The 26,188-nt window shown below is 41.5% G+C and carries 19 protein-coding genes; 11 read left to right on the plus strand and 8 right to left on the minus strand.

The features are described 5' to 3' along the window. Window positions 1–22 precede the first annotated feature (22 nt). From ATK78_RS21585 to ATK78_RS21615, 7 genes are read right to left on the minus strand one after another with little or no spacing between them, the layout of a single operon-like run. Window positions 23–739, minus strand: a complete 717-nt coding sequence (locus ATK78_RS21585) for a hypothetical protein (protein ID WP_133578221.1) — start codon at window positions 737–739, stop codon at window positions 23–25. A gap of 20 nt (window positions 740–759) precedes the next feature. Then, a complete protein-coding gene (locus ATK78_RS21590; protein ID WP_243732603.1) occupies window positions 760–2,280 on the minus strand; it encodes a RagB/SusD family nutrient uptake outer membrane protein in 1,521 nt (506 codons plus the stop codon). A gap of 10 nt (window positions 2,281–2,290) precedes the next feature. After that, window positions 2,291–5,422, minus strand: a complete 3,132-nt coding sequence (locus tag ATK78_RS21595; RefSeq protein ID WP_243732604.1) for a SusC/RagA family TonB-linked outer membrane protein — start codon at window positions 5,420–5,422, stop codon at window positions 2,291–2,293. Between the two features lie 21 nt (window positions 5,423–5,443). Beyond that, entirely contained in the window at window positions 5,444–6,547 is a 1,104-nt protein-coding gene (locus ATK78_RS21600) for a DUF5007 domain-containing protein (RefSeq protein WP_133578223.1), read from the minus strand. Between the two features lie 39 nt (window positions 6,548–6,586). Then, window positions 6,587–7,738: a carbohydrate-binding protein gene (locus tag ATK78_RS21605; protein WP_133578224.1), complete on the minus strand. Its 1,152-nt coding sequence runs from the start codon at window positions 7,736–7,738 to the stop codon at window positions 6,587–6,589. A 10-nt stretch (window positions 7,739–7,748) separates the two neighbouring features. Continuing rightward, a complete protein-coding gene (locus ATK78_RS21610) occupies window positions 7,749–9,260 on the minus strand; it encodes a RagB/SusD family nutrient uptake outer membrane protein (protein WP_243732605.1) in 1,512 nt (503 codons plus the stop codon). 43 nt (window positions 9,261–9,303) lie between these two features. Beyond that, a complete protein-coding gene (locus ATK78_RS21615) occupies window positions 9,304–12,288 on the minus strand; it encodes a SusC/RagA family TonB-linked outer membrane protein (RefSeq protein WP_133578225.1) in 2,985 nt (994 codons plus the stop codon). Between the two features lie 590 nt (window positions 12,289–12,878). On the opposite strand from ATK78_RS21615, the gene ATK78_RS21620 reads away from it, so the two are divergent. From ATK78_RS21620 to pgl, 4 genes are read left to right on the plus strand one after another with little or no spacing between them, the layout of a single operon-like run. Next, window positions 12,879–13,643 (plus strand): ROK family protein, encoded by a 765-nt coding sequence (locus ATK78_RS21620; protein WP_133578226.1) that lies wholly within the window; start codon window positions 12,879–12,881, stop codon window positions 13,641–13,643. Window positions 13,644–13,649: 6 nt separating this feature from the next. Continuing rightward, window positions 13,650–15,068, plus strand: a complete 1,419-nt coding sequence (gene gndA / locus ATK78_RS21625) for an NADP-dependent phosphogluconate dehydrogenase (RefSeq protein ID WP_133578227.1) — start codon at window positions 13,650–13,652, stop codon at window positions 15,066–15,068. Between the two features lie 37 nt (window positions 15,069–15,105). After that, window positions 15,106–16,617, plus strand: coding sequence for a glucose-6-phosphate dehydrogenase (zwf, locus tag ATK78_RS21630; RefSeq protein ID WP_133578228.1), 1,512 nt, complete (start codon window positions 15,106–15,108; stop codon window positions 16,615–16,617). Then, window positions 16,617–17,342: a 6-phosphogluconolactonase gene (gene pgl / locus ATK78_RS21635; protein ID WP_133578229.1), complete on the plus strand. Its 726-nt coding sequence runs from the start codon at window positions 16,617–16,619 to the stop codon at window positions 17,340–17,342. Before zwf ends, pgl begins: the two co-directional genes overlap by 1 nt. A 73-nt stretch (window positions 17,343–17,415) precedes the next feature. On the opposite strand, the gene ATK78_RS21640 is transcribed toward pgl, so the two are convergent. After that, window positions 17,416–18,015, minus strand: coding sequence for a DUF4833 domain-containing protein (locus ATK78_RS21640; RefSeq protein WP_133578230.1), 600 nt, complete (start codon window positions 18,013–18,015; stop codon window positions 17,416–17,418). Between the two features lie 587 nt (window positions 18,016–18,602). Here ATK78_RS21640 and ATK78_RS21645 point away from each other — a divergent pair. From ATK78_RS21645 to ATK78_RS21675, 7 genes are read left to right on the plus strand one after another with little or no spacing between them, the layout of a single operon-like run. Then, complete coding sequence (locus tag ATK78_RS21645) at window positions 18,603–20,438, plus strand: Ig-like domain-containing protein (protein ID WP_208112420.1); 1,836 nt, start codon at window positions 18,603–18,605, stop codon at window positions 20,436–20,438. 32 nt (window positions 20,439–20,470) lie between these two features. Next, complete coding sequence (locus tag ATK78_RS21650) at window positions 20,471–21,226, plus strand: hypothetical protein (protein WP_133578232.1); 756 nt, start codon at window positions 20,471–20,473, stop codon at window positions 21,224–21,226. Between the two features lie 47 nt (window positions 21,227–21,273). Continuing rightward, window positions 21,274–22,224, plus strand: a complete 951-nt coding sequence (locus ATK78_RS21655) for a T9SS type B sorting domain-containing protein (RefSeq protein ID WP_133578233.1) — start codon at window positions 21,274–21,276, stop codon at window positions 22,222–22,224. After that, on the plus strand, window positions 22,221–23,213 hold the full coding sequence (locus ATK78_RS21660) for a PorP/SprF family type IX secretion system membrane protein (RefSeq protein WP_133578234.1): 993 nt from the start codon (window positions 22,221–22,223) through the stop codon (window positions 23,211–23,213). Before ATK78_RS21655 ends, ATK78_RS21660 begins: the two co-directional genes overlap by 4 nt. Before the next feature lie 46 nt (window positions 23,214–23,259). Further along, window positions 23,260–24,381 (plus strand): NAD(P)/FAD-dependent oxidoreductase, encoded by a 1,122-nt coding sequence (locus ATK78_RS21665; RefSeq protein WP_133578235.1) that lies wholly within the window; start codon window positions 23,260–23,262, stop codon window positions 24,379–24,381. After that, a complete protein-coding gene (locus tag ATK78_RS21670) occupies window positions 24,382–25,089 on the plus strand; it encodes a methyltransferase domain-containing protein (protein ID WP_133578236.1) in 708 nt (235 codons plus the stop codon). A 12-nt stretch (window positions 25,090–25,101) separates the two neighbouring features. Next, window positions 25,102–26,154: a type III polyketide synthase gene (locus ATK78_RS21675; protein ID WP_133578237.1), complete on the plus strand. Its 1,053-nt coding sequence runs from the start codon at window positions 25,102–25,104 to the stop codon at window positions 26,152–26,154. Window positions 26,155–26,188: the final 34 nt, after the last annotated feature.

The raw sequence follows: 26,188 nt of genomic DNA on the forward strand, positions 1-26,188 counted from the left end.
ATATACATGGTTTTGGCCGTGGTTACCTTTTGGAGAAAATTACGTCCTGATAAAAATCGTTGTAATCGAAACCAAAAAGCCTTCCTTCCCAAACCAGCGTATGAACTACACCATTGGACGGCTGGATGTCTGAAGAGGAAACAGTTCCCCCCTGCCAGTTGTCCCTCGGTTTAGAGATATCGGGAATGTGGTTAATGACCAGTCTTCTGTAGCCTAAATATTTAACCCCATTGGCAGACTCATAAATTACCCCAATATTTAAAACGGCATTGTTGTAGGAGAAATAGTTTTGTCCGGGAAAGGTATTGATCAGATCGAAATCTATCTGAGAATAATCTGCCAGTTTATTCTTGCCCTTAAACAGGTACCGGGAAAGGTATTTTCTCCAGATCTCTGGTTTAATATCTGCTAAAGTTTTGATAGTATCCAGGTATAGTGTACGCAGCTCCGGATTTAAGCGGCGTATGGTTTGCCGGATAAATTTGTCGTTGGGTGCAAAGAAAGTAAGTTCTTCATTTTTAAAGACTTCTTCCATACCTGCCAGCTTGATCACTTGTGCAATGGTATCGAACTCTTTTGGTTTAGACTGGAGAAACTCCAGCATATTGCCATCAAATATTGGATTTGCTTTACCACCATCCCTGTAATAAGAATCTTTTGCGCAGGAGGACAATACAAGGAGCAAGCCTGCTACGATTACAAAGGGTAAATTGAAATAATTTAATATTGAATTTTTCATATCATTTGTTTTTACCGGCATTAAATGCCTCCGTTTGTCCAATAGGTATTTAAGACCATAAAAGGGTTATTATCTCTTGCTGCACCATCAATAGGCCAGGTCCATCCGCCACGGTTAAACTGATCCAGTGTTAACGGGTTTGATGTCCAGGTCCTGGTTAATATTCTTTTTGTACGGATGAGGTCGAAGTACAAAACCCCTTCTCCAAATAACTCCCTGGAACGTTCATTGAAGATAAAGTCTTTCAACTCCTGGCCTGTGCCAATATAATTTGGCGCATCTGCGCGTTTCCGAACCATGTTCAGGGCGGTTAAAGCATCAACATCTTCATTCAGATTGGCCAATGCTTCGGCACGCAATAAGATGGCATCTGCATAGCGGAAGATCTGAAAGGTATTTTCCGGGTTATTATCTTCTGTACCTTCGGTATATTTGTTCATAGCAACCTTTAACAACAGGAACTCTCCGGTATTTGCATACATGTTCTGGAACCACGCATCTTTGCGTTTATCAGGGTCTGTTTCCGGAAAGATCTTTTGCATATATTCCGCTTTATAATAAGCGTAGCTAAGCTGAAACCTGCTTTGAGGCTGTTTATATGGGAAATGGATAAACATATCTGATATGGGAGCTCCCGGCCAAACGTAATCACCGTAATTAACGGTACGGAATAGCTCAAACAAGCTTTCATCCGATCTTCCCCTTGCCACTACTGCCCATTCGGTTAAAGGCAGCAATCTGTAGGCATTACTTTTGATCAGTACATCTCCCATTTCTGCGGTTTCCCTCCAGTATTTGGTTGCATTAGAACCATCAAAACCTGCATTCCACATGTTCATGTTCATGATTAATGCAATAATACTACCCCTGCTGGCACGTACCCCCTTTTGAGCGGGATCAGAAAATCCCCATGGCATATCATTCATATTGCTTTTCAGATCTGCAATACATTTATTGAATACCGAAACCATGCTTTCACGCGGAAGTGCTTCGATGTGATAGGCATCGGTATAATACACCACATCTCCATACAGGCGAACCATAAAGAAATAGGCCAGGCAGCGTGCAAATTTTGCTTCCCCTAAATACTGCTTGGTTTCAACAGCAGATAATGCAGGGATTCCTTCGTTTAGCTTAAATACCAAAATATTTGCAGCCTGGATAATTTTGTAATAGGTCATCCACTGGGTGATCCTTTCAAAATGATACGTGTTGTTCCAGGTTCCATTAGACATCAGTTCCAGCAGGTTGTTTGTACCCGCAATTTCTACACACCTGCGGATTGGGCCACCATCGGAAGCGGGTTCATGTTTTACTTCACCAGATCTGTATTCACCGGTTGCACCCACAAATTGTGTTTCATTAAATTTATCGAACATCATGCGCGACATGTCATTGATGACTGCCTCGACATCTTCTTTATTTTGGTAAAAATTATTACCGGTAAGCTTATCTAATGGCTTAACATCCAGAAACTTTTTACAACTGAACTGGCTGATGCCACACCATACAAAAAAGAAGCAAGCTATATATTTTTTCATATCCATATTATTAAAACTCCACATTAAAACCAATGTTATAGGTACGCGGTACCGGGTATCCATTCGAAGCATCCCTGCCTAAGGCAGTTACGTTTTCCGGATTTGGCCCGCTGTAAGGCGATAGGGTAATCAGGTTATTTGCTGATATATAGGTTCTGAAATTATTTAAACCGACTATTTTGGCCAACTGCTTGGTAAAGCGATAAGACAGGGTGATCGTGTTAAATTTAAAATAAGATCCTTCTTCTGCCCATAAGGTCTGGTCATACCTGAATGGATTGATCTGTCCGTACCTGGCGTAATCGTAGGCATATGGATACTTTGAATTATCTCCTGGTTGTTTCCAGGTATCCAGATCATCCAGCGGCACAACAGATCTCATGTCGAACGGATCACTCATGATCCTGAAACGATCTGCCAGTGCATTGTTTAAAATGGTACGCAGTAAGGTAAATGATCCATATATATTTAAGCCCCATCCCTTATAGTTCACGTTGGTGGAGAGTCCGCCTGTAATTAAAGGCATGGAGTTACCTGTAATCTGATAATCCTGATTATCCAGGATATAATCACCGTTCACATCCTTAAAGATCGGGTCGCCACCTTGAAAAAAGCGGCCTCCTGTCTGATATTTCAAACCAGTAACCGGATCTACCGGAACATTGGCATCTGTACCGAATACACCCTGATTAATGATCAGGAAGTTAGAGAAGGTATTTTTTCCAACGCGGTTTACGATGTACTGACTTCCATCCCTGCGGATGTACTGTCCGTTGTATTCTGCCGGAAGCTTGGTTAGAACGTCCCTGTTTATTGCTCCATTTAACGAGATGGACCAATCGAACGGGTTGCTTCTTGGCAATGGCCTGAAAATAACCGCCAGTTCATAACCATAGTTTATAATACCGCCATCGTTACTTAATACCCTTTCAAATCCTGTAGTATTGTTTAGGTATCTGTCTACCAAAAGATTATCTACCTTTTTAAAATAGGTATCAAAGTTCAGCTCAATCCTGCTGTCAAAAAATCCCATATCAAATCCCAGGTTGTATTGGGAGGTTGTTGTTGGTTTTAATGTTGGATTTGGTACCGCACCGTAGTCTATTCCAATTGCAGGATTGTTGTTATAAGTACCTTTGATGTTGTACAATCCATAAATGCTTTGCAGGTTTCCATTAGGGATCACGTTACGTCCCCAGGTTAAACGAAAGGCACTATAGGAAAGCCAGCTTTGATCTTTAAACCAGGCTTCCTTGTTAAAGTTCCATCTGAAACCTATGGAAGGGTTTTTAGAATATGGATTTTCTAATCCGCTTAATGAAGATCCATCCAACCGGTAAGAAAGGTCAATGATATATTTCTTTTTATAATCGTAAGAAAATGCAGCGGCAAAGGATGCAAGGTGCCTGTTCTTAAAGTTTGGAAGCACCCCTCCCCCTCTTGAGAAATAGGCATCAAAACCAAGTGGTCCCTGGAACTGATCATTCGCCGTTTTAACTTGCTCAATCAGGCCGGCTTGTCCGGTTTCTTTAGACATCTCATTAAATACGTTTACAAAAATATTATGGTCGGTACCTAATGTCTTTGAATAGGAAAGGTTATTTCTGTTGTACAGGTTGGAACTTCTTCCGTTAAATGAATATACCCTTGCAAATTGATTGGCAGCAGCAGCGGGTGTAAAGGTATCCTCGTTATCGGAGGTATAATCATAACTCACACTGGTTGCTGCCCATAAGCCGGGGATGATCTGGAACCGGGCATCAATATTTGCGCGGATATTCCTGGAATCGTTGTTGTTCAATGTCCGTAAGGAAGCAAGCGTTCCGGCACTGGACTGAAAGAACGACGGGCCTGGTAACAGGGAGGATGCCTGTCCGTTACTGGCTACCCCGGTTTGAAGCAGACCGCTTCCATTTCCTTTATTTTGTTTACCTACCCCACCATTTACAGCGGCAAAAAATCTAAAACGTTCTGTAGGATTATACTCCATGTTCATATTCATGTTGTACCTGTCATAGCCCGTATTTTTAATTACACCTTTTTCACTGGAATAACCAATATTGGTCTTATAGTTGAATTTGGTATCACCACCGTCCAACGCCAGGTTGTGCGTTTGGTTATAGGTACTCTGGAAGAATATGCCCTGCCAGTTGGTTGAGTTGTTGTAATAGTCATTTAAACTATCTGCCAGGAAAAACGTTCTGGTTAATCTGTCAAAATCATCTTCATTGATTGCATTTGCAAGAATGTGGTTAATCTTAGACTGGCGTTCTGAGTTACCGCCCAGCGTCTCTCTTAACTTTGGAGGCGTATTTACGTAAAAGTTAGTGGTATAACGAACTCTTGGTATTTTAGAATTTCCTCTTTTGGTGGTGATGATAATTACCCCGTAGGCACCTCTTGATCCGTACAGCGAAGTAGCCTGTGCATCTTTCAATACCTCTAAACTTGCCACATCTTCCTGCGGGATCAGGGAAAGCGGGCTCACCCCTGGACCTAACGTATTGTAACCATATTCTGCCGCCTTATCTGCATCGATAGGAACCCCATCAATTACGTACAGCGGAGAGGTAGGCTGAAGAAATGAATCGTCACCGGTACCGGTTACGGTCAATGTACTTAGACCGCGTATGGCTGCGGAGCCCCTAAAGCCTGGTGCCCCGGTATTTACCTGGATATTTAAACCAGCTACTTTACCCTGAAGGAGTTGCTCCACGTTGGATACCGGAACGTCCTGTACCTGATCTCCCGAGATGGTAAAAGAAGATCCTGTACTGGTTTCTTTAGACCTGATCTGATAACCACGAACAACAACTTCTGTAAGCTGGTTATTGGATTCTGTCATCAACACATTCAAGGTAGTTTGATCGGCCTTCAGTTTGATGATTTGCGGATTAAATCCGGTATAGGTAATGGTTAGTGTTGCACCTTCATCAACAGCTACTGAAAATTCTCCTTTTGCGTTGGTTACAGCGATTACTTTACCTGGTTTGCCGGTACTGATGGATACTCCAGGCATGATCAGGTTCGTTGCCCTTTCTGAGACGATACCTTTAAGCACTATTTTTGTTGTTTGTGCCTGGAGGGTATTGATCATCAGGGCGCAAAACATGATCGATAAAAAGAGTATATTTTTTCTCATAATATTAAATCCTAACATAAATTATTCGTCTTGAAATTTTGGATTTTCCCGGCGGAAGTGAAATACGATCTCCCAGTCACCCTTTTTAAAAATATTATAATTAAGTTCTATGTTCGCTGTGGTCATGGTTCCACCAAAGCCTCTTCTCGAATAGGAGAAGATTGATCTGGCTTGTGAACCGCTTGGTGCATATTTTGTACCCAGGTTGATTACCGGGATCGGATAAGCAACATCATATTGTACATACTGCGGAGTCATGACCTTATTGAAACCATGCACAATAAAGTCCCACTTGGTTTCATTGAAAAACACCGGGTTTATGGGTAATGAATCTTTGCCTAAGAACTTAAATCTTAACGAGTTTCCTGTTCCCCCGGTAAATGGACGGATATAAACCACAAGATCTTTTCTTGTCGCATCATTTACCAGTCCGCGGTTGGTTTCAACACCGATCACATTATTAAACCCAGGCGTAATATAGTCGCGTTTATTCGGGTTTTTAGGATCATTAGGATCTCTTGCTGTTTTACCGGTATACGGATTAATGTCTGTTGAAGGTTCATAAAGGCGTTCTCTCCAGGGTCTGATCTGAAAATTCTTAAGAATGATCTCACCACCTACATTGGTGATCTTAAGATCAAACAAACGTTTGTCCTGCTCCAGGTTACTGCTGTCTGCCGGTCTTGGAGCGATCAGGTCATTAGTGGAGGACTGCCACATGATAAACTGACCTGACGATCTTACTTCAAACATCGGATGATCTTCGAGCTTTCTTTTTGCTTCGATCTGGGCCAGTGAGGTTTCAAGACCATCATAGGGTGCTGTCCAAACGTATGTTTTTTGAACCTGAAAGATGTCGTTATACGGTCTTCCATCGCCATACCGCGCATTTACGATCTCAAATTTCAGAGGTACCGTAGAATTATCGGTGTTCAGGTTTCCCATCAAAGAGGTTCTTCCCAAAACGGGTTCAAAGACCTTATTTCCGTAATTGATCTTGTTGCTCAGGAATTCCTTTTCCTCGGGCAGATCAAAGATCTTTTTACATCCGGTAAGCGCTGCCGCAACTGAGCTAAGAAGGACCAGGCTTAGGATTAGTGGTTTATATTTTAATGCTTTTATCATCTGTTTATCAAATTGAAATTTCATAGCTATTCTCCGATACTAGTTTTTCTTTGTAAAAATGTACTGGTATATGTTGAATCTTGCTGTTGCTACATTCATCTTAAATATATGTCTGCCAGCTGTTAAGGTGATATCCTTTTTTACAGACTGCCAGTTTTGCCATCCACCGGTATTTGGTACGTTCATGGTTCCTGCGGTTACATTGACGCCATCAATTTCAGCGCTTAGTTTTCTGCCGCTATCTGGCGTAGACACCCGCATGTCCAATGTATAATCTCCGGCTACGGCCACATTGATGCTGTAGGAAAGCCATTCTCCGGTTACGGTTTCCATGATATTAAATCCGGTTGTACCAAAGAACTCGATATCAACACCTTCTGCACTGCGATAACGATTGCCTCTGTTTTGAGGATCTGCATCAGAATATCCGATACCTTCACCGCCAAAATCAAAATCGATGGCATTGATCGTTCCCGGAATTTCAAAAGGAACGCCATAATAAGGGGTACGCACCTTTGGTATAAAAGTGATCCGGCTTACAAATTCGTCGAATCCGAATACGTGATTGGGTTCAACAATATGTACCACACCATTTGTTGTCTTGATATTGATGGAACCGGTATTTGTAGATACCCAGTTTCTGTTGAAGATACTTTGTTTGGTATCGTCAAGTATGATGTACTGTGGTCCGCCTCCAAGATATCCTGACGATGTGGAAGACGTTAGTTTGGCATGCATCATCCGTTTAAATTTGACACCGTAGAACATCATCCCATCCTGTTTGGTCAATGAATCTGACGGATAATTCCCCCTGATGATGTATTTGGTCATCAAGGTATCTAAATGCCGGGTATCTATATTTGCAAGGAACAGGGATGTTTTTCCTGTATTTTTCCGCAGGTTGTTTAAATTGGTAATGGCCAGTTTAAAACTTGCATTGGTTGGCGCAAATAAGGTGATCTTATTGTTCCTTAATGTATCTGCAAGTCCAAGTCTGTCTATTACAAACAGCAGGGAGTCATACACGCCTCTTTTACTTTTCAAATAATCGTAGGTATTTAATACCGCTTCTTCCGGAACCTGTTCATTTTCATAAAAACCCTGATCCTTTGTACAGCTGCTCTGCAGGGCTAATGCAGCAAAGAACAATAAGATGAATATATGACTGAATATTTTATGTAGCTTTTTCATATCTGCTTAATTACTTCCAATGAGAATTTTGAGTGAGTAAATTATTCTGGATGATCAGGTTTCTGGAAATTGGCCAGTAGATCCCGCCATTTTCTATCAGCCGGTTAATTTTAGGCATGGTGGTCCTTATTTTCGCATAACGGATCAGGTCATACCAGCGGTGTCCTTCACCCATGAGTTCGCGTTGTCTCTCTTTAAAAATGGCATCGATGAGATTACCGTTAATTAAAGGGTTGTAATTGTCAAGCCCCCTGTTTCTTCTGATGTTGTTATTTAAGATCTCAATGGCGCCGTCACGTTCACCAAGAACGGCGAGTGCTTCTGCCCTGAGCAAGGCGATATCTTCAAGCCTGGTAACGACAATGGCACTACCGAAAATTCGGAATGTTGGATCGGTACTTCCGCCCTGGATCACTTTGATCTTACTAAAGATCGGGTATTTACCATTAAAATTGGTAAAGTACCTGGCATTGATTGGCTGTCCTAAAGTATCCAGACTAAAGCGCTGATCTTTTGCTTCGTTAAAAACGGAAAGAATGGAGTCTTTACTCAGGTAAATATCAGGAAGCGGTTTATTCACTACCGGGCTGGCCAGGGTGATCTCTTCAATATGGCCTGTAAAAGACGCATCGACGTGACCAAAGTCGAAGTTAAATCCAAGCAGGTGGTTGTTCTTTTTCTCATTAAAGAAACCATTGGCCCTGGTCAGTTCATCGGTGCTGATAAATCCGTTGCCGCCTTTACCATAGTTATCCATAATGAACTTACTGTAGGTAGCCACATTGGGATAGTTACCCTGCCATGCAGCCACATGTGTGAGTATGGCATAAGCGGTTAGCTTACGTGCCAGCGCACCCGCCCAGCGTGTCTCATCTTCATTGTAATACCGGCCTGGCTGCTGTATATCGTTTGCACTGTATTTATAGGGAAGCAATGCGGCAGCAGCGATCAGTTCAGATTCTACAAAGGCTAAAACCTTTTGCTGGCTTTCTCTTTTTACATTTTCAAATTGTCCGTCATGAGAGGATACGATCAAAGGCACATCGCCCCAGATCCGAACCATATAAAAATAAGCAAAAGCCCTTAAAAAACGGATTTGGGCAATGTCAACCGTCATATTGTTTTCTGTATATCTCGGATCTTTTGCCTTAACCTCTGCTACCCTTTCCAGGAACAGGTTGGCCGAATTGATTACGGCATACCATCTTCTCCAGTTAGAAAGTGCTTCAACTGCTGAATATGATGCATTCAGATTGTTGTCTACAATTGCTTTTAAATCCTGGCGGTTTGTAACGGTAAATTCTCCAGGTCTTACATCGCCATATAACCAGTGTGCATTATTATCGGCAAGAGCCGCCCGGGTTAACCCGTAAGTACCGATCAATGCAGCCCTGGTATCTTCAAGTACCAGCCACATGTTCTTTTCTCCAACTACCCTTTTTGAATCTATCTCAATTGCTTTTTTGCAACCCGCAGAAAGTAAGGATAAGGAAATGAGGCTACCTAATATTATCTTTTTCATTTATCAATTTCTATAATTGTATAATTCGATTCAGTAATTAAGTCTATAATCCAAGGCGTATACCCAGTGTATATGTTTTTGGTATGGTCATACCATAGCCATTGTCATATCCGGTATAGCTTACCAGTTCAGGATCTTGCCCGGTATAATTTGTTAGTGTAAACAGGTTGTTTGCGGTTGCATACACGTAAAGCTTACCTGGTCTTTTGCTTTTGGAATTGAACCAGCTGCTCAAGTCGTAACCTGCAGTAACGGTTCTCAATTTCAGGAAAGAAGCATTTTCCAGGAATAGATCCTGATCAATCCGGTAAGGGATTACGGTGCTCCATGGGTTATAAATCGGGTATTTGCTAAAGTCGCCCCTTTTCTCCCAGAAAGTGATCTCTTTCACTGAATTAATGGTATTTCCGCTTTCCTGGTTGATGAAGTCAAAACGGTTTGCCATTTCCTGATTGATCAGCTGTCTGCCTATATTGAAATACAGGTTAACCCCGAAATTCCAGTTGCCATATTTGAAGTCGTTATTAAAACCACCGGCAACTTTCGGTAGCGCATTACCGTTTAAAGATTTATCATTAAAATCAATGGCATTGTCGCCATTCAGATCTTTCCATTTTGGATCACCGGCTTTTAAGGTGATGCCATTGTATTTCATAGGTACCCCGTTAACTACTGGAACATCTGCATCCGATGTATATATGCCTTCATTGGTAAACAGCCAGTATTGATCTATCGGCTCACCAACTTTAAGCATCTTATCATTGATGATGATCTGATCCAGGTTTCTGGGTAGTGCCATTAATTTATTGGCATTAAAGTTTAGGTTTAGTGCTGGTGTCCAGGAGAATTTACCGGTGCTGAACACGTCTCCGGAAATGGTTAGGTCAATTCCCTTATTATTTACAGACATCCCACTTTCAAAAGATTGGGTGTATCCATATTCTGCATAAGAAGGTAATCCCAGCAATTGATTTTTATCTGTTTTGGTGTAGAAGTCAACCGATAAACGCAGGCGGTCTTTAAGTACACTGATGTCTGTACCAATGTTTAACTGGTCTGCATAGGCCCATGGAATCCCATAACCTACCCATCCATAGGTATATGGCCTGGTTAATCCTGCAAATGCGTTGTATCCGGGAGTTGTTATGTTACCGGTAAAGCCAAGTTCTGCGGTATATTGCGGACCCTGAGCGGAATTGTCAAAATGTTCAATCCGCCCTAATCTTCCGGCACTTACACGAATGCTAAACTGATTAAACAGGTCATTTGTACTTAACAGCTCATTTTTAACGTTCCAGGCTGCAGACAAGACAGGGGATACAAACCAGCGGCTTGTTGGCTGGGCATTTGAAGACGCATCTGCACGTACAAGGGCAGACAATGTATAGTTATCTTTGAAATTATACACGGCTCTTCCATAAAACGACAGCAGGTTATTTTCTGTCTTATCCAGGAACTTATAAAGCAATTGTTTTGGAAAGGCACTTGAACCGCCGCCACCATCAAGCAGGTTTAGCTTGATGAACTCATTAAATCCCTTATAGGCATAACCATAATTGTATTTATAGGTATCCCAGGTAATGGACTGTCCGAGTTCAAAATGAAAGTTATGTGAAGAGTTGAGCTTTAGATCATACATGGCGGTATTGTCAAAGATCAGGCGCTGATTAAATCCATAATAATTGGAAGCATAACTATTACCTTCCAGCAAGGTTTTAGGATAAAAGAGATCTCTGTAACCTTCATTATAATCTGCACCAAACCTGGATGCAAAGCTGAATGTACCTACATTGATGGCCATCCTGGCAGAGCCTTCCAGTATATTTGTTTTATTGTCATCAAAACCATTATCAGTATTGCTTAAGAAGTTGCCGTACATCTCTTTGTTGGGACTTAACGGGGTACTTAGATCGGGCACATAATTCATCTGGCCAAAACGGTCACGCTGGTTTCTGTTCCGCAATCGTTCTACCCGGTTTCCGTTCACCAATGCAGAGAAGGTAAGCCATTGCAGCGGTTTCATATTGATGTTAAACTGGGTACTGTAACGGTTTAATACGGTTTTATCGGCTACCCCCTGATTGCGGACATTCCCTAAAGAGAAACGAAAGTTTGCACGCTCAACACCGCCGGAAATGGCTGCATTTACATTATGAGAAATGGAATTACGGTAATAAAGATCAGTCCAGTTAGAGGGGCCATAATAGGAGTTACTCAAAGAGTCACTCAAATACAGCGGATAGGTATCGTCTTCAGAAAAACGACCTGCAGCGGTATACTTATCGTAGAATTGCTTTCTGAATGCATTCTCATATTTACCGTTGATGGTGGTAACCTGCGGGCGCTGGCCCACACTGAAAAACGAATTAAAAGCAATCTGGTTTGCCTTATCTGGTGTTTTAGATACCAAAACAATCACGCCGTTGATCCCTCTGGGTCCATACGCTGCAATTGCTGCAATATCTGTTAATACTTCTATGGATGCAATATTCTCCATATCAATATTGGTGAGCAGGTTTGTTGCCGGCCCGATCCTGTTAAATTTGTATTGTTGGATGTCAAATGAAAAGGGATGTTCACCAACCAGTGTTACCCCATCCAGAACAATAAGCGGCTGGGTTTGAAACTGCTCTCTGGCGGAGAACAAGGGCTGTGAAGTTCCATGCATGAACATGTTCTGCATGGTGCCGGGCTCACCGGATGTTTCCTGAACATAGAGACCAGCAGCTTGTCCTTTTAAATATTGCTGTATGGATACGGCAGGGTAAGTGAGCAGCTTCTCCGGATTAATTTTTGTACTTTTTAACTTAAGTTCTAAAAGACCGGATTTACGCTGTGGCGATAGTTTTAGAAGTGCAGTATCTACTGTACTTGTGTCTGCTTTTTTATTTTTAGCCGTATCTGTTTGTAACTGACTATTTAACAGTGAAGCATACCCCGGCACATGGGTATATCCGGTAGTGGTACCGAAAGATGATGTTGTTAAACACAACAGTCCCGAAAACGTTATAGTTGCAATAAAGCGCATAACAGATAATTAAGTATTAACTGATTGAAAATCTTTTAAGAATGGATTGTACAGTGCTATACTTTGAATTATACGTGCGTCGTTAATACCCCCGCTGGATGCAGGTTCTGTCGCATATAGAATGTCAAAATTAGATTAAATCGATTTAGCTGGTTTTAGCTGATTAAAAAAATGCTAAGATCCAGTTGAAAATCCAATTAATTGAGGTTCGGAAAAGTAATGGTAAAAGATAAGGGCAGAACTACCCCAGGGAGTTTGTGTAAATGTTAGGTTCATAATTTGGTTTATATTGGTTATATAAATGGTTTTGATAAATGACCTTATGTGTGTTAAATCGATTTACCTATAACAATGATACGAAAGAAAATATTAATTACAAATATTTTACACTATTTTTTTTAAACATTATGATTTGATAATGAGACAGATTGTATGCTCAGCTTGTATCGGTTTAAATGTGTTTTTATGTTTTTATCACCCATCCGTAATTATTACCATATTAAAACAATAACATAACCTATTTAATGAATGAAAATTTGTTATTTTGATCTATATTAAAAAAGACAGGCTTTTATACTCAAAAAACAAATATGCCAGTTAAGGAAAAAAAAGAAAATAACAGTAACATCCTCTCCATAGATATTGGTGGAACCAGCCTTAAAGCTTGTATATTAACCGCTGACGGCGAATTGAAATCTGAATTTAAAAAGATAGCCACCCCTGTTAACTCCACCCCCGAAGTGATCCTTAAATGTGTTAAGGAACTGGTATTGGAATTAAATGGCGACTTTGATAAGATCTCCATTGGTTTTCCGGGATATGTTAAATACGGCAAAGTAGAAACCGCACCAAACCTGGCTAAGAACAAATGGACAAATGTTGATCTTGCCCAACAGGTAAGTGATATGCTGGGTAAGCCTGTTCGTTTAATTAACGATGCAGACCAGCAAGCCTTAGGCATTGTGAGCGGCAAAGGATTCGAAATTGTCTTTACGGTAGGTACCGGCTTTGGAACTGCACTGACGTTTGACGGCGAACTGCTCCCCCACCTTGAACTGGCACATCTTCCGGTTACAAAAACTAAGGACTACGACGATTATATCGGAACCAAATCTTTTGATAAGATTGGCAAAAAAGAATGGAACGAGCGCCTGAAAAGGATCATTGAGATCTACAAGACCGTTTTCAATTACGATACCTTATATATAGGAGGAGGCAACTCTAAACACATCAATTTTGAACTTGATCACAACATTAAACTGGTTACGAACAAAGATGGGATAACCGGAGGTGCAAAACTGTGGGAAGTAGCAGAGAAGTACCATGTTTATACCAATTACCCAAATAATAAATAGCACACAATGAATAATAAGTACACGTTAGGAATGATCGGTCTTGGAACCATGGGACGCAATTTATTGCTAAATATGGCCGACAATGGATTTAAGGTAACGGGATATGATAAGGATCCTAAAATGTTAAAAAAGCTGGAGGAAGATGGTAAAAGCCATAGCCTGATCGGTTTTGACTCATTGGAAGATTTTATACAGAGCCTGGAGCTGCCAAGAAGAATTGTGCTTTTGGTACCTGCAGGTGCCATTGTGGATAGTGTGATCAAAGAGCTTGTTCCGCTTTTAGAGAAAGATGATATGATTATCGACAGCGGTAATTCTCATTTTACCGACACCAGCAGAAGAGCCACTGAACTGGCCGATCAGGGCATCCATTTCTTTGGAATGGGAATTTCCGGAGGTGAAGAAGGTGCCCGTTTTGGGCCCAGTATGATGCCTGGCGGGGACAAAAAAGCATATGAGGCGGTAAAACCAATTCTTGAAGCCGTTTCTGCAAAAGTGAACGGAGATCCTTGTGTAACCTATATCGGCCCCGGTGCTTCCGGACATTTTGTTAAAATGGTACACAACGGTATTGAATATTCAATGATGCAGCTGCTTGCCGAAACTTATGACCTGCTGAAGAATGGTCTGGGTTATAATAACGATCAGATCTATGCCTTATTTGAAAAATGGAACAATGGCAGATTAAAATCATTCCTCCTTGAAGTGACCAAGGACATCTTTAAAGTTAAAGACGAGAAAACCGGTGGCTTTTTACTGGACTATGTTAAGGATGAAGCCAAATCTAAAGGAACTGGAAAATGGACCTCACAGGTTTCTATGGATCTTCAGTTGCCGATTCCAACCATTAATGAATCGGTAAGCGCACGTGATCTTTCGAAATTCAAAGCATTACGCGTATCTCTTTCCAAATCGCTTCCGCATGAAGGGATTAAAATTGAAGACAGCAGTGCTTTTGAGATCCTGCTGGAACAAGCACTTTATTTTGCAATGATTACTTCATACGCCCAGGGACTTCATCTTTTAGAACAAGCCTCTGTAGAATTTAAGTATGAACTTAATTTAAAGGAAATCTCTCAAATATGGCGCGGCGGTTGTATCATCCGTGCTGAATTACTGGAAGATATTTATCAGGCCTATACAAAACAACCTGCCCTTCCGCATTTGTATGCAGATGAAAGTATTCAGCAGCAGCTTAAAGACATCTTACCAGGAACGAGAGCAGTGGTAATCACCGCCATTCAGAATGGCATTGCTGTGCCTTGTTTCGCTTCTGCATTAACGTATTATGATTCCCTGAGAACAGCCAGCTCACCACTCAATTTAACGCAGGCACAAAGAGACTTTTTTGGTGCGCATACCTTTGAACGGATAGACGCTGAGGGAATTTTTCATGCCGACTGGAATTCAAAGAACCTCGATTAATATTCCCCTCTGATCATTTAATAAAAAAATTCAAAAAATGAAAACAAGCATCAACCTCAATCCCACAATCATAGTAATATTTGGTGGTACCGGTGACTTAAATATGCGCAAGCTTGCGCCTGCTATATATAATTTGTATTCTGATGGCTATATGCCTGAAAAATATGCCATTATTGGAACTGCACGCAGACCGCTTACTGATGAAAAGTTTAGAGATACCATTATGGAAGGGGTAAACAGCTTTTCCAGATCTGGTAAGGTCAAGAAAGAAAAATGGAGCAAATTTGCAGAACATGTCTTTTATAGCCCTGTTGATGTTGAAGCGCCTGAAACTTTTGGTGATCTTAAAAGTACCATTGAGAAATACCAACAGGAGTTTGGACCCACTACACAAGTAGTTTATTACCTTGCTGTTGCTCCTAACCTATTCCCTTTAATTGCAAAATGTTTATCTAAATATGAGCTTGCAGGTACGGAAGACAATTGCCGGATTGTGATTGAAAAGCCTTTTGGAAGAGATTTGGAGACTGCAAAAGAGCTGAACTGCATCCTTACCGGAATATTTACAGAAAAGCAGATCTATCGTATTGATCATTACCTGGGTAAAGAAACCGTACAGAATATCATGGCTTTCCGCTTTGCAAATTCATTTCTTGAGCCACTTTGGAACCGTACCTATATTGACCATGTTCAGATCTCTGTAACCGAACAACTTGGCGTTGGCGATAGAGGTGGTTATTACGAAGGTGCCGGTGCATTAAGGGATATGATCCAAAACCATTTGCTTCAGTTGTTGTGTTTGATCGGTATGGAAACACCGGTTAATTTTGATGCTGATGAGATCAGGAATAAAAAAGTAGATGTATTAAAGGCCATGCGTCCGTTTAGTCCGGAAGACATCCGCTTTAGTACCGTACGCGGACAATATACCAAAGGATGGGTTGAAGGAAAAGAAGTTCCGGGTTACCGTCATGAAAATGGTGTTGATCCAAACTCAAATACAGAAACATTTGCAGCAATTAAGTTCTTTGTTGACAACTGGCGCTGGCAGGGAATACCATTTTATGTACGCACCGGTAAACGGTTATTCCAAACCTCTTCTTTAATTACGATCCAGTTTAAAGATGTTCCTCACCATATATTCCCGGCAGCGGTAACAGAACACTGGCAGCAAAACAGGCTGATCATCAGCATTCAGCCAGAAATGAGCATCCGCTTGCAAGTTCAGGCAAAAAGACCTGGATTAGATATGGTGTTAAATCCGGTTGACATGGTTTTTGATTACAATGGAACCTACAGCTCTGAAACTCCCGAAGCTTACGAAACCTTACTGCTGGACGTTATGACTGGTGATCAAACCCAATTCATGCGTGCAGACCAGGTAGAAAGTGCCTGGGAACTATTGATGCCTGTAGTGAATGCCTGGGAAAGTAAAAAATCATTAAGCTTCCCGAATTATACGGCAGACTCATGGGGACCAGAGGATGCGGAGGCATTAATTGCCAGAGATGGCTTTCATTGGTTTACCTTACCATTAAATAAAGATTAATGAATTTACTGATCTATAAGACACAAGCTGAATTGCTAAAAGACCTGGCAGATTACATTGTAACCCTGGCCAATCAATCTATTGCTGATCGTGGCCGTTTTAATTTTGTACTTACCGGGGGCAATTCTCCAAAAGCACTTTATGAATCACTTGCAACAACCTATAAAGATCAGATTGACTGGAATAAGGTCTATTTCTTTTTTGGCGATGAACGGAATGTGCTGCCTGATCATGAAAGTTACAACGGATTAATGGCCAAGCGGTCTATCCTGGATCCTCTTGGAATTACCGAAGACCACATCTTTTATGTAAACACTGCCCTGGCACCTGAAAAAGCCGCAATTGAATATACCAAATCAATTGCTGATCACTTTAAAGGTACGGATCTTGTATTTGACCTGATATTGCTTGGCATGGGCGATGATGCACATACCGCATCCCTGTTTCCTGGTACAACCATTCTAAAAAGCAAAGAAGTTGAAGCAGATTCTGTTTTTGTTGAAAAGCTATCTACCTACAGGATCAGCTTTACTGCACCACTTATTAACAAAGCGCGTAACGTAGCATTCCTGGTATTTGGTGAATCAAAAGCCAATGCTGTAAAACATGTTATTGAAGATCAGGAAAAAAATACGGACTTATATCCTACTCAGCTGATCGTTCCAATTGATGGAAGTGTGACCTGGTTTCTGGATAAAGCAGCAGCAGAACTATTGGAAAGCTAAATACTTTATACCATAAATAAATAAGCCGGCTTATCGCATTGATAAGCCGGCTTGTTTATTTAAAAGCGGTTTATTAAACCTTGATCCGCTCAGTAACCAATGCATTCGTTTCTGTATTGGTCCCTTTGATCTCTACATATTTAACATTGGGCAGCCAGAATGATCCACCCTCAATCCTAATGAATATCCGGTCTACCTGGAGCTTTTTATTATTTACCGTTACATAAACATGGAACTTTTTGTCGTCGCTTGATCTAACCAGGTAAAGCGGAAGTTTTTTATGAGAAACAAATCTTAGCTCATACTGATCTTTAGCAAGCTCTTTGGTTTGAATGCCATATGCAAATTTTTTCTGAATATAGGTTAAGTCCTTTTTTTCGTTACCAACATCCTCGTACCGCATCCAATATACCAGGATCGGCTCTTCCCTGTTCAGTTCTCCTTTTTTGTCTACGTTAAGCTGACAAATAATGGTATTGATGTTTGGATCTCTCTGTAAATAAAAAAGCTGGTTTGATATTCCCTTAGGCACCGGAAACTTAACCGGAGAAGGATCACTTTTATCCACCGTTTGTGAAAATACAGATCCGGAAAATAATGCCCAGATCAGTATGCCCCATACTGCAGTTAACTGCCGGGCTTTCTTTGTCTTAAATAAATTAAAATTTATCATCGGTCAAAGATATGGAGACTAACCGATAGGGTTTATCGATCAATTGTCAAAAGTTAATTTTTAACGAATTTCTTTCTCCAAAAGTACATTTCAGGAAGAAATCCATTCATTAAAAATTCAGTTAAATGCAGCTGTTTTCCAGATTAACTATTGAACAAAATGAATGATTTCTTTGATTTATAAAAAATCATTGATTATCAGACACTTAAGTTAATGTCAATAAAAATATGATTGGAATAACTTTCACAATTACAGGCTTTACAAGGCTTTAAACTGAATGTAATGAATAAAAATCCATCAGCTTTCTGTAATAAGTTTGAAATACAGTACGACACCTAAATTATTTATCCCTTAAAAATAAGCCAGAGTGGATTGTGCATTAATTAATCTCCTCTAAAGTGGGTAAAGTAAAATTTCCATATTCATTCCATTTGAGGCTAACAACGCTCAGGTTAAGGCTCTCAATAACGTTCCCAAGAACGTTACTGAGAACGTTTTTGAGAACGTTTTTGAGAACATTTCCGTTAACACTTTTGAGAACGTTTTTGAGAACGCTCCCGGTAACGTTTTTGCTAATGGCCGCCGGAATGAATTTTGCCATGGGCCAATGTACTGCCCCTACCCGTATCTATGCCAACTTTCAGTCAAATGGTAACACACATGCAGGATTGGCAACCTCATCTGTAGCAAACCCGGATAATGCCGTTGGCCTGAACAGTACGGTTAACAATTATGCCACGCTAAACGTGGCTACTATAGCAGGCGCGGCAGAGTCATGGATCGAGTTAAAATTCACTACGGCTACGATAACTGCGGGTACCACCACCTATGTAAAGATAGGCGGAAGCAGCGTGAGCAATTTACTTGGCCTGATTGGCGGCGCCAGTTTACCGGTCTATGCCTATTCTGGTGCAACGTCTGCCGCTGGAGGCGTAGGTACACAGATTGCTGCAGCCAAAGTAAAGGTAAGCAGCCTGACCACTATAGATGGGTCTGTATACCTCGCAATTACCTCGGCAGAAGCTTATAATGCGGTTAGAATTGCATTGAATGCGTCGGTACTGGTTGGAACAGGCCAGATCTTTGTTTACCATGGCTTTTATGAAACGAATGGGGTAAGCTGTGATCCTGCTTTGGGCACAGCGACCAGCGTAACGGGATTGCTTACTCTTGGCGGTGCAGTTACTAGCCCCAACAATTCCATAGACAATAACCAAAGCACCTACACTACATTTTCAATGGGTGTTGCCGGGGTTGGAACGACATTAAAAGAAACCGTTTATTTTCCTGGCCCATCAAAGATTGGTGATGCGGCAACCGTAACCTTTTCCATTCCTCCAGCTTTACTGATCGACCTGAGTTTACTGAACGATATTTACATGACCCCTTATTACGGAGATACTGCAAGAACTGCCGTTAACCTGGGTTCTCTATTGTCCATTGATCTCCTGGCCTTACTAAGGGGAAACAATGTGGTAACCACCTCACTTGTTCCAGACAAAAAATTTGACAGAATAGAGATATCGATGACCTCTCTACTTTCTTTAATCGGTCAGATGAACTTGTATGAGGTGAGAAGAACCCCAGCAAAACCAACGCTATCACCCTTAAATGCCCTGGCACAAACCATCTGTACGGGAAACAGCACTACCCTATCAGCTACAACCGGTGCATGTAACGAACTCCATTGGTACACTGCATCATCCGGTGGAACCGGCACAATTGGGGCTACCTATACCACTGGAATACTAACTACAACAACAACTTACTATGTGTCTGCCTCAGTAATTGGTTGTGCTGGTGAGTCTGAAAGAACTCCGGTTACGGTTACGGTAAATCCTTTACCATCAATTACTCCCGGTACAATTGCAGATGTATGTTTTGGCAGTACAACCGCAACGTTGCCTTATACCGCTGCCTCCGCAGGTACGTTAAAATACGACATCGTTTGGAATACCCCGGGATTTGCTAATGTTACCGCAGCAGATCTTCCGGTTAGCCCGATTTCATTAACGCTTCCAAATACCGCTTCGGCAGGTGTGCATACCGGAACACTCACCTTAAAAAATACGGCTACAGGCTGTACCAAGACATACCCTTTAAGTGTGACCGTTAAAGCAGCCACAACATTAACCAGCAGTACCACCGCCATGGTTTGCAGCGGTATTTCATTTTCATATACCGCCTTGAGCAATACGCCTGGCAGCACATTTAGCTGGACCAGGGCAACGGTTTCCGGGATCAGTAACGCTGCAGGATCGGGCAGCAGCAATGTGGTTAATGAAACGCTGATCAACACCACCTTTTCGCCTGTAAACGTGACTTATGCATTCACCATCACTGCAAATGGCTGCAGTACGATAACCAATGTAACTGTGAAAGTAAATCACAAACCAGGATCACCGCACATCACAACTCAATAAATATTTATTTAACTCTTAAAAATTAAAAGATCATGAAAATTATCAACAGAAAAATCAAATTATTAATGGCACTATGCTTCACGCTTGTACTGCCATTGGGCGTATTTGCCGCTGTTCCGGACATTTATGTTTGTAGTACCGGAGAAGTAAATTTAGCGTATTCAGGCACTTATGTACTAGTGACAGGTGATAAGGTAGTCTGGCAGAAGGTTGATGCTGCGGGCGCTCCGATTCCAAGTTATACCGCTCAAACATTAACATATAATGGAACAGCATCCAGTACAAATCTTTTAGTTACCGGAACGACAGACCTAACCACAACTGGTGAGCATTTTTGGAAAGCCCATGTGGTCAGTGCAGATCCAGCGGCATGTACCGGTGATGTTTCTAACGCGATTGACATTTATATGCTTCCTGCATTTACTGTTGATGTTACCCCTGAAACGTCTGCCTACTGCGTTGAAGGAACAACAAATACCACAAAAACTGTAGTAACAGCGGCAGCAACGATTGCGAATAGTGCTACGCTGCCAACAGGAGTAGTTTTAGCCTATAACTGGACTGGAACAACAGCCGGAGCAGGTGCAGTAGATGGTACGGATCCTAAAAAATTCAACATGACAGCAACTACTGTGGGCACATATACCGTGGTTTCTAATGTGGTATTTGATGTAACAGCTACAGGCAAAACGTTAAAATCACCGGCAAGTGGTGTATGTACCGCAACCGACTCTGCGGAAATTAAAGCAGCACCAAAACCAGGAACACCAGTAATTACGGTTTCTTAAACCTATTTCTGAAGCCCCGCTTCAGAAATAGTAATCATTTTCAACCTATGTTTAACAGGATAACAAGTTTTGTGTATGGCCTGCTGCTGCTTACTGCAACGGCAGGCTTTGCGCAATCTCCTGCTTTACAAACGGTAAAAATGAAACCCGGATCTCCGGTTAGATTAAAGGCCAATTCTTCGAATGCGGCTACCTACCAGTGGATCAGGAATGGAACAGCCATTGTAAATGCGGGCAAGCAGGAATTTGTAGTTACACAAACCGGAAGTTATGCGGTAATCTCTTTCAATGCACAGGGATGCGCTTCGAACATCTCAGATCCCGTTGTCATTGTTGCCGATCAGGGTGGGGTTCAATATGCTGACCTAGTGGTCAGTAAAAATTCAGAATTCAGATCGGTAACTGTCAATGAAACCTTTGAATACCTGATCAAGGTAAGTAATAAGGGTGCTGCCAATGCCACACAGGTTAAAGTCCAGGACGGCCTGCCCGAAGAATTGAATTTTCAGCAGATCATAACTCCCGGGATGGGCAGGGCAAGCTACAATTCATTTTCAAAAACTGTGCTGTGGGAAATTGACCAGCTGGATAATGGTCAGAGTGCCGAACTCAGGTTAAAGGTTAAAGCGACCAAAGCAGGAGTAATTCGAAATACAGCTCATGCAGCTGCCCTGGAAACTGACCCTGTACCATCAAACAACAGTGCTGAAGATACCAAATCAGTTATCGGCATCATTATACCCAATGTATTTACACCCAATGGAGACAATAAGAATGACACTTTCCAGATACCCGGACTTGATTTCTACGAGGCCAACGAGCTGACCATACTTAACCGCTGGGGAGGTACTTTGTATTACCGTAAAGGCTATAAAAATGACTGGACCGGCGAAGGATTGAACGAAGGCACTTACTTCTATTTACTTAAAATCAAGACAGCCGATAATAAATGGGAAGTATACAATGGATATGTGACTTTATTAAGAGGAAAGCAATGATGAAACGGATCTTTTTATTAATGCTGGCAATCGGGATGACCTTATCTTCCAGTGCACAGCAGGACAGCCAGTTTACACAGTATGTTTTTAACAACATACATATCAATCCCGGTTATACGGGTGCTAAAAAAGAAATTTATATCCAATCCTTTTTCCGTTCACAATGGGTTGGTATACAAGGCGCGCCAACCACTTTTTCAGTTGCTGTGGATGGTGCTGTAAATGATGGCAATGTGGGTTTAGGGTTAATTGTATCAAACGATAAGATTGGCGCACAAACCTACCTGTCCGGCTATGCCAATTATGCGTACAAGATCCAGGTAGGTTATGATGAAACTTCCAGACTTTCTTTTGGGATCGCTGCCGGGATCATGCAGCTGGGGCTGGATGGAAATAAGCTTGGGGCGATTGAACAGAATGATGAGGTAATACCGGTTAATGCCGAAACCAGAACTTTTCCGGATGCAAGGTTTGGAGTTTACTACTCCAACAAACAGTTTTTCGCAGGACTTTCTGCAACCAATATGCTGGCCAGTTATGCTGCGAAGAACAGTAAGGGCAACAGCAACCTGCTCGTTCCTGTACCACAACCCCATTACTATTTTACTGCAGGTGCCTTGATTCCGCTCGGCGACGGATTAGATCTTAAACCCGTTATTTTATTAAAAGATGACGTTAAAGGGCCAACCTCACTGGATCTCAATGCATTTTTACTGCTCAATGAAAAAGTATGGATCGGCGCATTTTACAGAACATCGGTGCCCCTTTACAAAAAGCCTGACCTTGACAACTACCTGACCAAGAAAAGTGCAACCGGACTGATGTTTGAACTTTTTGCGACTGAAAATCTAAGAATCGGCTATTCATATGATTATGCACTCAACAAATTCAGAAACTACAATTACGGCAGTCACGAGGTATCGGTAGGCCTCTACCTGGGTAGAAAAAATCTGCTGAGACAAAGACAGCTCAGATGTTATGATTTCTAAACAATAAATAGGTTTATACGGTTATAATGATTAAGTTCAATGACCTATGGATCCTGAAAATAAAATTGTTATAGTTGGTGGCGGATTGGCTGGATTAACATGCGCCATTCATCTTTTGAGATCCGGTTTTAAAGTTACACTCATCGAAAAAAAATCCTATCCGCACCATAAGGTATGCGGTGAATACCTCTCCAATGAAGTCGTTCCATATTTGAGGTCTTTAGATATAGATCTCCTGGAGTTAAATCCAAAGCAAATAAAAAGATTTTCCATCTCCTCTTCTGCCGGTAAAATGGTGAGCTCCGATCTCAGCCTTGGCGGATTAGGAATCAGTCGCTCGGCCCTGGATCATTTTCTTTATAAAAAAGCAGTTCAAAATGGTTGTACCGTGCTCATGGATTCAGTAAGTGCGGTCGAGTTTATGAATGATTCATTTATTGTTACTACCCACAACACGAAGTTAAATGCCTGCCTGGTTATAGGCGCTTATGGCAAGAGATCCATAATCGATCAAAAATTACAACGTGTTTTTTTTACCAAACGGTCGTCTTTACTAGCTACGAAATTTCATCTTACCGGAGATTTTCCGGATGATCTTGTCGCCTTGCATAATTTTTCCGGTGGATATTGCGGCATATCTAAAGTGGAAGATAATGAGATCAACGTATGTTACATTACTACTTACAATGCCTTTAAGGCGAGCAAAACTACAGATGAGTTCATCAAAGACATCATCTGCCAAAATCCGCATCTGGAAAAGATCTTTAAGTCTGGCACAAGAGTCTCAGAAATGCCATTGTCCATAGCTGAGCTGTCTTTTGAAAAAAAAGAACCTGTTTATGATCATATTTTGATGATTGGTGATACCGCTGGTCTTATTCATCCCCTTTGCGGTAACGGAATGGCTATGGCGATACACAGTGCTAAAATATGCGCAGAATTAATTATCCGGTATATGAACAGGGCCATTGGTTCCAGGGCAGTTTTAGAAGATGGCTACCGCTCTGCCTGGAACAGGAATTTTAGGAGACGCATCACCGCCGGAAGATTACTGGCCGGAATAGTCAACAGAAACAAACTATTCAATGTTCTTCTAAACGTACTGGTCAAATTTCCTTCAGTAATGCCATTTATCATTAAACAAACCCACGGTAACCTCATTAAATAAATGCCAGTAAATACGGATCATAGAAGTGACCAACCAGAGATCATGGATAATTTTGCGATGAAAGGCGAATTATTAAGAGATGCCCTGGATAAGATTGCCAGTATAAACCGGTTACTGGGTGGTAATAAAGTTACCCTGCAAGGTGTAGAAATGCTGCTTCAAAACAAAAAGCACGGCCCGATCTGCATACTGGATGTGGGTTGTGGAAATGGAGATATGCTGCGGGCATTGGCAGATTATGCCCATACAAAAAAGTTAGACTTTAAGCTAACCGGCATTGATGCCAATGACTTTACCATTGGCCATGCCAGTCAGTTATCAACAGAATACCCAAACATCAGTTATATATGTGCCGATATTTTTGAAGAGATTAAAAAGGAAAGCGCTTATGATATTATTCTTTGCACGTTAACCCTCCATCATTTTAAAGATCCGGAAATACTGGAACTGATAAATGGATTTAAGACCAGTGCAAGACTGGGAATTGTGGTCAATGATCTGCACAGAAGTGCGCTTGCTTACTATTTATTTACCGCACTTTGTGTGGTATTCAGGCTAAACAAGATGTCAAAGGACGATGGCCTGATCTCTATTTTAAGAGGATTTAAACGAAAAGACCTGGAATCATTTTCCAGACAGCTCGGCCTGAAGAAATATGTACTGCATTGGAAATGGGCATTTAGGTATCAATGGATTATCCCAGTATAATAAACTATCCCTATGAGTGTAAAAATTAAAACAGTTTCTAAAGTGCTGCCCGAATATTCGAGAAGAACGGAAGAGATCCTTCCTTTTTTAGATACCTGGCTTACGGGACAGGATGAACGCTTTATCCGGAAAGTTAAAAAGATATTTGAGCATGCCGGAGTAGACAAGCGCTATTCTATTTTGTCTCCTGAACAGATATTCAGCACGCTCTCCTTTGAAGAGCGAAATCAAATTTATTGTACTGAAGGCATTAAGCTGGCCACGGCCTGTTTGAAACAAAGCCTGGAAAAAGCAGCCTGGAAACCAGAAGACCTGGATTACATCATTACGGTAAGCTGTACAGGGATCATGATCCCTTCATTAGATGCGTACCTCATTAATAAATTGAACCTAAGATCTGACATTGTTAGGCTACCGGTTACTGAGATGGGCTGTGCAGCCGGAGTTTCAGGAATGATCTATGCGAAGAACTTCCTGAGGTCAAACCCCGGAAAGCGTGCAGCAGTGGTTTCTTTTGAATCTCCGGCGGCAACTTTCCAGCTCAATGATTTTTCAATGGCCAACATCATCAGTGCCGCAATTTTTGGAGATGGTACCGCAACCGTGCTTTTATCGTCGCACCCGGATGATGACGGGCCGGAACTTATTGCCGAAGAAATGTACCACTTTTACAATGCCGAAGAAATGATGGGCTTCAAATTGACCAACACCGGCTTACAAATGGTGCTGGACGTTGCTGTTCCGGATACCATAGCATCCCATTTTCCGGATATCATTCATCCATTTCTGGCTAAACAGCAGTTAACCATTGATAACGTTGACCACTTGATCTTTCATCCTGGCGGCAAAAAAATTGTGCAGCTGGTAGAAGGCTTGTTTGGAAAGCTTGGAAAGAATATAGACGATACCAAAGCGGTTCTGGCCTTGTATGGAAACCTATCCAGTGCTACCGTGTTATATGTTTTAGAACGTATTATGGATGCCGGCCCTAAACCTGGCGACCTTGGACTGATGCTTAGCTTTGGTCCAGGATTTTCTGCGCAAAGAATATTGCTGAAATGGTAATTAAGAGGTAAAGAAAAGATATTTTTAGTCCACA

It is taken from the genome of Pedobacter metabolipauper (assembly GCF_004362715.1).
GTDB lineage: Bacteria > Bacteroidota > Bacteroidia > Sphingobacteriales > Sphingobacteriaceae > Pedobacter > Pedobacter metabolipauper.